The organism is Vibrio sp. 10N.222.52.B7 (genome assembly GCF_041474275.1).
Lineage (GTDB): Bacteria > Pseudomonadota > Gammaproteobacteria > Enterobacterales > Vibrionaceae > Vibrio > Vibrio crassostreae_C.
This window is the reverse complement of record NZ_JBFRTU010000068.1, coordinates 183,394-192,283: the sequence shown is the minus strand read 5'-3', so window position 1 is coordinate 192,283 and position 8,890 is coordinate 183,394. Positions and strand designations below refer to the sequence as shown.

Below are 8,890 nucleotides of genomic sequence, written 5' to 3'. Positions count from 1 at the left end.
GCTGTAAACCGAGTGAATATCAAAATGTGGGCTGAGAAAGAAGAATATAGGTAGGATTTCGAGGCCAGTACAAGGAGATCCAAAAGTGAAAGAAGAGCCAAAAGCACCTTTAGTCGGTGCTTTTGGCTCTTAGTATCTCGTTACTAATAGCTCGTAACTGACGGGGTATTAACGGTTCAAGAAGTCGACCGCTTTGTCTGGGAAGTCGGTAAACACACCATCAACTTTGACTTGGTTGTAGAAGACATCCAACATGCCATCAAAGTTATCAGCATAAGCTGGGATTCTTCCTGGGTCGGCACGGAACGTGTATGGGTGAACGTCTAAGCCCGCGTCTTTTGCTGACTTCATTAACGGTTTAATGATGATGTTATCTTTGGTCGATGCATTGTCCACCAACATTGGCTTCCAAGGACCAATTCCTTCAGCATAACTCGCCACTTTTTCCATGCCACCAGCTTCAAACATCCAGTCGTAACTGTACGGCGTTGCTTTGTCGCCTTGGTAGGTCATGGTTTCATTCCAATCTGTATAGGCCATCAACTGAACGAGCTTAAGGTCCATTTCCATCGCTGGCATGAGCTCATCATTAATGCGTTGAAGTTCATTGGCGTCGAAACACTGCAAATACACTTTGTCGTCTTTCGATAGGTAACCATATTGATGCAAGGTCGCAAGTACCGATTTGGAGATGTCTTTGCCTTCGTGACGATGGAACCAAGGTGCTTTAATTTCAGGATAGATGCCCACGTCATAACCTAAGGTCTTATTTAGGCCTTGGATCAGCTCGATCTCTTCTGCAAAGGTAGCGACACGAAAATCAGACTGCCACATTGGGAAGCGCGTTGGGTACCCTGCCACTCTTTTACCTTGGTCATCGAGGTTAAAGCCTTCGGTCACTTTCAGGGATTTAATCTCAGCGAGCGTAAAATCAATCGCGTAGTAGCGGCCATCTGCGCGAGCACGTGTTGGAAAGCGATCCGCGACATCGGTGACTCGGTCTAGATAATGATCATGCAAAACCACCAATTGGTCGTCTTTGGTCATCACGACATCTTGTTCGATGTAGTCGGGTTTCATCGCATAAGCGAGCGCTTTAGCGGGTAAAGTGTGTTCAGGTAAATAACCAGAAGCGCCGCGATGCGCAATCACTAAAGGATCTGCTAATGCATTTGCAGATAAGCTTAGTGCTAATAAGGTCAGAGACAGTGACGTTGTTTTCATTATTGTTTCCCTTGATAAAACAGAAGCAGGATATACCTGCCTCTGTTGTTATTTATAGATGTGATTCAGTAAATACACTACTGAGCTAGCGCTTCTCTCTCTCGTTCGAGATCTTTTTGTTTATGGTGCGCACGCTCACCTAAGAAGGCGTAAAGCAGACAGATGATTGAAGCCACACAAGCGCCGACCAAAATAATGAAGCCGCCATCCCAGCCGTAATGGTCAACCATAAAGCCGAGTATTGCGTTCGCAGCAACCGCGCCACCTAAGTAACCAAACAAACCTGTTAGACCAGCCGCTGTACCTGCAGCTTTCTTAGGTGCAAGTTCCAGTGCATACAAACCGATCAGCATTACAGGACCATAGATAAGGAAACCAATCGCAACCAGTGCCAACATATCAACCGTTGGGTTACCCGCAGGGTTCAGCCAATATACCAACACAGCGACTGTCACTAGAACCATGAACAAGATACCTGCAGGTGCACGTCGGCCTTTGAATAACTTATCTGAAATCCAACCACACAATAAGGTGCCAGGGATACCTGCCCACTCATACAAGAAGTAAGCCCAAGATGATTTATCTACAGAGAAGTCTTTTGCTTCTTTTAAGTAAACCGGAGCCCAATCGAGTACGCCATAGCGGATAAGGTAAACAAACGCATTGGCAATAGCGATTGACCACAACAGTTTGTTAGAGAAAACGTACTTAAAGAAGATCTCTTTCGCCGTCATTTCTTTCTCATGAGACGTATCGTAGTCGTCTGGGTAATCGTCTTTATGTTCTTCAATCGGTGGTAAGCCGCAAGATTGAGGTGTATCTCTTACAGTAAACCAAACAAAGACAGCAACGAGAGTGGCAAAAAATGCAGGAACATAAAAAGCGGTTCGCCAATCGTCGTTAAAAGCCCACAGCCCCAACAAGAACATTGGGCCAATCAAACCGCCACCCACGTTGTGAGCAACGTTCCATACTGACACTATCTCACCACGCTCTTTGCGTGACCACCAGTGGACCATGGTTCGTCCACAAGCTGGCCAACCCATACCTTGGAACCAACCATTCAAGAACAGCAGGATAAACATCGCAGTGATGCTGCCTGTTGCCCAAGGCATAAAGCCAAAGCAGAACATCACCAGTGCCGACATTAACAAGCCACCGCTGAGGAAGTAACGAGGGTTAGAACGGTCAGAAACACTGCCCATTAAGAACTTAGATAAGCCGTAAGCGATAGATACCGCCGCTAATGCAACCCCTAGTTCTCCACGGCTAAAACCTTGTTCAATGAGATAAGGCATCGCCAAACTAAAGTTTTTACGGACTAAGTAGTACCCCGCATAGCCAACGAAGATGCCAAGAAACAGCTGCCATCGTAGTCGTGTGTAGGTGCTATCGATCTTATCTGATGACAAGCGATCGATATGCGCCATAGGTTTGAATATTCCAAACATAGGAACCTCATAATTATTGGGCGAAGGAAGAATTTAAATGCTCGAACGAAAAAATTTAGCGCTCATTCGAAATCAAGGGAATTGTATGTGCTTCAGGATTAATTTCTGTGATAGAGGTAGTTATTAACAAAAAATAACTTTAAATACAGAATATTAGTTTCATTTAATTAGACTGCGCTTCATATTTTTGTTTGTATCTGTTTAATTAAACATCAGAACTTTCGAGTACGAATAAATCCAAAAAGAGCGAGCGAACATAAATCAACCAACAACAACTTTGTTATTACTGCGAATGCATAGTGAATAACAACAATTTTGGTTGAATCTGTGGAGTTATGAAGGTGGTTTGGGCTATTGGTTAAAGAAGTTCGCTAAAATCAATGCAAACAAAAAGGGTCTAGATTTCTCTAGACCCTTTTAGGTAATAACGCTTGGTGGCTTGATGTTGGCTAATTAAGCAAACATTAGCTAATTACTCGAAGTATTAGCTAGCCACACGACGTGATTATGCGTCGATGTATTAGCTAGCCACACGACATGATTATGCGTCGATGTAAAAAGCTTCTACAGTGCCTTTTAGAGTAATAAGCATTGGCTGACCAAAACGATCTAGCGCTTTTGGAGAAGGGATCTTAACCCAACCTTCGCTGATGCAGTATTCTTCAACATCAGTACGCTCTTTACCATTTAGACGAATGCCGATTGGGTATTCGAAACACTCAGCAACGTGGTGTGGGCTGCGTGGGTTGCCTGCAAGATGATCTGGTAAAGCTGGTCTTGAATTAGTATCGCTCATGTTCATTACCTGTATGTACGTAAATAAAAAAAGTGCGTCATTCTAGTCAATATAGGCTTTGTGCTCAACAACTGCTGCAATAAATCGCCTTGATCGTTTTAATCAACAGCTAGTTGTTTGATTTAAAGGCGATATCGGCATGAGTTTCAACGAAAATTTAACAGGCTTATGCATTATGGATGAAAGGGAGAAATTCATTACTCGAACGGCAGATAAACTAATATCAGGCTTTTATTCCGAGCTTATCGATTAAGCTCAATACTCATCACTTTATGGTTCGGTTCTGATTCGATATTTACGATTGACCAACCTAGCCCTTGGTAGAGACCCATGATATTGGTGTACGCGTAGAGTTGAGTTTGCACTGCAGAAGAAACCTGTCTGACACCACGATTAATCAGTTCACTGGCAATGCCTTGACCGCGCCATTGAGGGTCGACAAACACAGCGTTGATCCACACTACATCACGAACTTGGTGAGGTTCTTGAAAATAGGAATACGCCAAGCCACCAATGACCACATTATCGCGAAGTACTGTTATTACTGGAGGGAGTTGTACGTTTTCTTTATATGTATCTTTAAACTTGAAATCAGACCATTCACTTTGAAATAAGCCCTCTAACTCATGCCAATAAGGTGAGTTTTCATCGCAATTTCTAAAGATTACTTTCTGCATTTTTCCGTCCTTTTAAAGAGAGTAATTCGGCTATCCTAGCCTTGTTTAATCTAAGTGTAGGTAAAGCTACTCTTCTTCGTCGTAATCGTCTGCTGGGTCTTGATTAATTTCTTCGCCGCATCCTAGGCATTCACCTTGCAGATCCGTAGGCATCACAATAATCAAACCACAATGAGGGCAAAGATCGCCTTGTTGAAACATCCTGTATTCCTTCTACTTAATGGCTATTGCTTAGGATATTTTTGCTTACTCGCTTCTAGCCAGTCGTGAATCACTTGGCGAGCGGATTCCGACGGAGGTGCATTTCGTTTTCCGCAGATTTGGTCTATTTCAAAAGGAAATGCTTTGCTCGGGACGCGGCGTAAACCTATGGTTAAACGCTGAGGCTTGAGCATGCGGAACACCACATAACGATCGCTCATGATTCGGTTGTGATACACGCCAATACAGTGCTTCTGCTCGATGCCTTCGTGTTCAAGGTCGTAATAATCCGTGAGCGGATGAATGTTGTCATTGCCAAGTAAAGGAACGGGATAAGGGATGTCTTTATCCATTGGGCAGTTACCCTCCAAACGACGTAATTGGCGTTGCTCCGTCCAGCGGTCATGGAGTTGTTCAAACATCGCAAAAGAGTTCTGACTGGTAATCGCGCGCAGTGGATCATCCATCTCCAAATCTTGCCCTAGCAATATCGCATCTTGGAACATCGCCATCTTCGACGGTGCGTTAAGTCTGCCCTCTTCCACCATTGCAATCCCTAGCCTGCTACCAGTTAGAAATGGATGAACTTGGTCCAAACGCAGGGCTGTGTATCCAACTTTTGAGTAATGCTTAAACTTAAGAACTCGTCTTTGCAGTGGCTCGAGAATGCGAACAATGTGGTCGAGTTCATCACCAACATTGTAATGAAGCTCTAGCTTGTCGATGAATTTGAGTGTCGCCTTGCTGCCGTCTAAGCCCAACTTGGTAAGGATCTTCTTCTGCCCTAAGCGACTTAGTGCCAGTGCTTTCTTGTTGTCTACACTGTATTTCATGCAGATCAAAGCCAAAATAACAGGCCTTAATTCAAGCAATTGCGCGGCTTCATAAGTATTCGCAGCAAGCCACAACATCTGGTATTGGTATTCTGGAAAGTCGTCGGTGATTTCACGATAACGCGCAGGTAATGAATTTAGCCAACGACCATTCACGTCAAACTGTTCAACAAGGTTGAGGCTCAGCCCAATGCCTCCATCAAGCGGTCGTCTACCATCTTCAAACACATGAAAGCCGACGAGCTTTTGAGACCAGTCTCGGATCTCAATATCGTAGTCGAAACCTAAAGTTCGAGTGGGAATGGTTAGTAGTGCTGTCATTGATGCCTCTTCGTTATTGGCGCATTGAACTATCAAGCCTATCTAACAGCATAAGCTAGCGCTTCAACCACTATATCAACCTTTTGTAAATTTCTTACCAATCAAAGCGATATAAATACGATAGTGCTTAGAAGAACATTGAATGATGATTTTACGGAATATGAGATCTCTTCGATATCATTTGCGTCAACAGAAACTATGCTTGTTACATAACTCACAACAAGAGGCTTTAATTATGGATTACCGACATATTCTGGTCGCACTTGAACTGTCTGACGACACCAAGATTCTCATTGATAGAGCGACCTTCTTCGCTGATAAACTGGAGGCTGGCATTTCATTTGTTTATATCGATGGTACGCATGGAGAAATTTATCCAGAGCTCGTTGATATTCAGGGAAATGACGGTGATTTACCCATCAATGAAGATGCCGTTAAGCATTTGAAAGAGTTTGAAGCCTACGCCAAACACCCAATCAAGCACATTTTCGTGGGAACGGGTGATTTGAACGATAAGCTCAAAAATGCCATCGAAGCAAACGGCGTTGACCTATTGCTGTGCGGCCATCACCATGATTTTTGGCATAAGCTCATCTCCCATTCTAAACAGATCATCGATACTTCCCCTATCGATATTCTCGTTGTTCCTATGGAATAGAAGCTCCAGTTCGACACTCAAAAATAACCGGCTTTGCCAACCTCTATCGGTATTATTGGTTGGCTTGATATCCTCTTCAACACACTCATCCTGACCGAAATCTCCTATTTCCCACTTAGAGTAATCATTTGTGATCTTGTCAGCCTATCAACTCGTAAGCGTCTAATAATTAACAAATCACGTCATTTCGATTTGAATCAACGTACTGAAATGTACGACCCAGACCATGCCTTCATCAATCAATGGACAGGCGGTAACGCAGTCACAACAAGCCTCACAAACCAGGACGCATTATGAAATTTAAAACGGTACGACTTGTATTAGGTGACCAACTCAACATTGAGCATTCATGGTTTAGACAGGTTAACGATGACGTTATTTACATCATTGCTGAGCTAAAACAAGAAACAGATTATGTTGCCTCTCACGTTCAAAAAGTGGCCGCGTTTTTCTGTGCGATGGGTTACTTCGCTAACGAACTCAAAGAACAAGGTCATCAAGTACTACACCTTACTCTTGACGACACAACGCAATTTGAAAACCTAGACACACTTCTAAAGCACTATGTACACGAATTCGGCGCAGAGAAATTCGAATATCAAAGGCCAGATGAATATCGCCTTTTAGAGCAGATGAACAAGCTCAAGCTCACCAATGCGACCAAAGGTTGTTGTGATACAGAACACTTCCTCTTTCCATTCGAAGAGATCGAACAACAGTTTCCAAAAGACAAACACATCATGATGGAACACTTCTATCGCCGAATGAGAAAACGTTTCGACATTTTGATAGAAGACGGAAAGCCCGTTGGCGGAAAATGGAATTACGACGCGAACAATCGAAATAAGCTCAAGAAACAAGACATCGAAAACCTACCTCAGCCGCTGATGTTTACCAATGATATAACCGACATTTTGCAACGTATCGAACGTCACCAAGTACAAACCATTGGTCAAGTCGGTAACCAGTTACTATGGCCGGTGAACCGCGCACAAAGCTTGTCTCTACTCGCTCATTTCTGCCAAGTCTGCTTGCCGTTATTTGGGCAGTTTCAAGATGCGATGACGACAGAGCACGACTCTAAATGGAGCTTGTATCATAGCCGTATATCGTTCTCGCTGAACAGTAAACTGCTGAGCCCTAAAGAAGTGATTGATGCAGCACTGTCGGCCTACCAAGCATCCTGTCTTCGAGACAGCTCACCAGATAAGCCAAGCATCGATATTGCACAGGTCGAAGGATTTGTACGCCAAATACTGGGGTGGCGAGAGTACATACGCGCCGTCTATTGGGCAAACATGCCTGCTTACGCCAACAAAAACCATTACTCAGCACATAATAACCTGCCCCATTACTTTTGGGACGGACAAACCAAGATGAACTGCATGAAGCATGCGATTGACCAGTCTCTTGAGTTTGCTTACGCGCACCACATCCAAAGGTTAATGATCACTGGCAACTTCTGTTTAATCACGGGTATAGACCCAGACCAAGTCGATAGTTGGTACCTCGGTATTTACGTCGACGCGATTGAGTGGGTTGAAATGCCAAATACGCGAGGTATGGCACTGTTTGCGGATGGCGGGATCGTAGGAACCAAACCATACTCTGCCAGCGGTTCCTATATCAACCGCATGAGTGACTACTGCAAAGGCTGTCACTACAAGATAAAAGAACGCAGCGGCGAGCAATCTTGCCCTTTCAATAGCTTGTATTGGCGCTTTATGGACCAGCACCGCGATGCGTTAAACCGCAACCCACGTATGGGCATGTTATATCGCTCTTGGGACAACATGGATGAGCAATCACAACAAGCGATTCTCGATACTGCTGAACAACGAATCACAAACTTGGAGAACTTATAATGGTGGAGCAACTCAGATTACACATATTGGTGGTCGGTGGGAGCGGCGGTATTGGTTTCGCTGTGGTTAAACACCTATTATCTGAGCTCTCTCGGTTTGATTTTCTTGATGTGCATGTAGACGCGACTTACCACTCTCAACAGCCGGAACTAGAAAACAATCGCTTGACCTGGCACAAAGTCGACGCGACCAATGAAGCTGATATCAAGCGTTTGAGTTCTGAGTTTGAACAACTTGATTGGTTGATCAACTGCGTGGGTATGCTCCACACTCCAGATCTTGGACCGGAGAAAAACTTGTCGTCCATCGACCCTGATTTTTTCCTCAAAAACATCTCTGTGAACACCCTACCGAGCTTATTATTGGCAAAGCACTTCACGCCGATTCTTAGAGCGAGTGACAATCCAAAATTTGCTGTGGTATCCGCAAAAGTAGGTAGTATTTCAGACAACAGATTAGGCGGTTGGTATAGCTACCGCTCATCGAAAGCAGCCCTAAATATGTTCATCAAAACCATGTCGATCGAATGGCAACGCACCATTAAGAAAGGCACCGTGTTGGCTCTGCACCCGGGCACGACAGACACAGCTCTGTCGAAGCCTTTTCAGACCAATGTCCTTGAAGGTAAGTTGTTTGAGTCAAGCTATGTCGCCCATCAGTTGGTCGATATTATTCGCACTGCCACACCGGATAACAGTGGGCACTTCTACGCTTACGATGGTGAACAGTTAAATTGGTAGTTGATACGAGTGTCCGTCTTTCATTAGTGCTAAAAAAGAAAACCCAACAGAGTTGAAGCTCCATTGGGTTTTTATTTAGAAAGAACGCCTCTGTTTTAAAAGGCGTTTGGTTGATATCTAGCTA

At 44.1% G+C, this 8,890-nt stretch carries 9 protein-coding genes; 3 read left to right on the top strand and 6 right to left on the bottom strand.

Going from position 1 to position 8,890, the window contains the following annotated elements; translation table 11 throughout:
• Window positions 1-168: 168 nt before the first annotated feature.
• From glpQ to AB4512_RS17000, 6 genes are all read right to left on the bottom strand, one after another.
• Window positions 169-1,224 (bottom strand): glycerophosphodiester phosphodiesterase, encoded by a 1,056-nt coding sequence (gene glpQ, locus AB4512_RS17025; protein ID WP_372175212.1) that lies wholly within the window; start codon window positions 1,222-1,224, stop codon window positions 169-171.
• A gap of 77 nt (window positions 1,225-1,301) precedes the next feature.
• The gene (gene glpT, locus AB4512_RS17020) at window positions 1,302-2,675 is read right to left on the bottom strand and encodes a glycerol-3-phosphate transporter (RefSeq protein ID WP_029235174.1); all 1,374 of its coding nucleotides are present in this window, start codon (window positions 2,673-2,675) and stop codon (window positions 1,302-1,304) included.
• Between the two features lie 541 nt (window positions 2,676-3,216).
• A complete protein-coding gene (locus AB4512_RS17015; RefSeq protein ID WP_017059204.1) occupies window positions 3,217-3,471 on the bottom strand; it encodes a DUF3297 family protein in 255 nt (84 codons plus the stop codon).
• Between the two features lie 242 nt (window positions 3,472-3,713).
• Complete coding sequence (locus AB4512_RS17010) at window positions 3,714-4,148, bottom strand: GNAT family N-acetyltransferase (RefSeq protein WP_017059203.1); 435 nt, start codon at window positions 4,146-4,148, stop codon at window positions 3,714-3,716.
• 66 nt (window positions 4,149-4,214) lie between these two features.
• A complete protein-coding gene (locus tag AB4512_RS17005; protein ID WP_017059202.1) occupies window positions 4,215-4,349 on the bottom strand; it encodes a hypothetical protein in 135 nt (44 codons plus the stop codon).
• Between the two features lie 23 nt (window positions 4,350-4,372).
• Window positions 4,373-5,503 carry a PcfJ domain-containing protein gene (locus AB4512_RS17000; RefSeq protein ID WP_017059201.1) on the bottom strand — a complete coding sequence of 377 codons (1,131 nt, stop codon included), beginning with the start codon at window positions 5,501-5,503 and terminating at the stop codon, window positions 4,373-4,375.
• Window positions 5,504-5,738: 235 nt separating this feature from the next.
• On the opposite strand from AB4512_RS17000, the gene AB4512_RS16995 reads away from it, so the two are divergent.
• From AB4512_RS16995 to AB4512_RS16985, 3 genes are all read left to right on the top strand, one after another.
• Window positions 5,739-6,161 carry a universal stress protein gene (locus tag AB4512_RS16995; protein ID WP_017063967.1) on the top strand — a complete coding sequence of 141 codons (423 nt, stop codon included), beginning with the start codon at window positions 5,739-5,741 and terminating at the stop codon, window positions 6,159-6,161.
• A gap of 293 nt (window positions 6,162-6,454) precedes the next feature.
• Window positions 6,455-8,026: a cryptochrome/photolyase family protein gene (locus AB4512_RS16990; protein WP_372175211.1), complete on the top strand. Its 1,572-nt coding sequence runs from the start codon at window positions 6,455-6,457 to the stop codon at window positions 8,024-8,026.
• On the top strand, window positions 8,026-8,766 hold the full coding sequence (locus AB4512_RS16985; protein ID WP_372175210.1) for an SDR family oxidoreductase: 741 nt from the start codon (window positions 8,026-8,028) through the stop codon (window positions 8,764-8,766). The genes AB4512_RS16990 and AB4512_RS16985 overlap by 1 nt, the downstream gene beginning before the upstream one ends.
• The last annotated feature ends 124 nt before the right edge of the window (window positions 8,767-8,890 follow it).

Bases quoted from the DNA above. Each gene is read 5' to 3' on its own strand.
- glpQ (WP_372175212.1), bottom strand. From the start codon at position 1,224: ATGAAAACAACGTCACTGTCTCTGACCTTATTAGCACTAAGCTTATCT.
- glpT (WP_029235174.1), bottom strand. From the start codon at position 2,675: ATGTTTGGAATATTCAAACCTATGGCGCATATCGATCGCTTGTCATCA.
- AB4512_RS17015 (WP_017059204.1), bottom strand. From the start codon at position 3,471: ATGAGCGATACTAATTCAAGACCAGCTTTACCAGATCATCTTGCAGGC.
- AB4512_RS17010 (WP_017059203.1), bottom strand. From the start codon at position 4,148: ATGCAGAAAGTAATCTTTAGAAATTGCGATGAAAACTCACCTTATTGG.
- AB4512_RS17005 (WP_017059202.1), bottom strand. From the start codon at position 4,349: ATGTTTCAACAAGGCGATCTTTGCCCTCATTGTGGTTTGATTATTGTG.
- AB4512_RS17000 (WP_017059201.1), bottom strand. From the start codon at position 5,503: ATGACAGCACTACTAACCATTCCCACTCGAACTTTAGGTTTCGACTAC.
- AB4512_RS16995 (WP_017063967.1), top strand. From the start codon at position 5,739: ATGGATTACCGACATATTCTGGTCGCACTTGAACTGTCTGACGACACC.
- AB4512_RS16990 (WP_372175211.1), top strand. From the start codon at position 6,455: ATGAAATTTAAAACGGTACGACTTGTATTAGGTGACCAACTCAACATT.
- AB4512_RS16985 (WP_372175210.1), top strand. From the start codon at position 8,026: ATGGTGGAGCAACTCAGATTACACATATTGGTGGTCGGTGGGAGCGGC.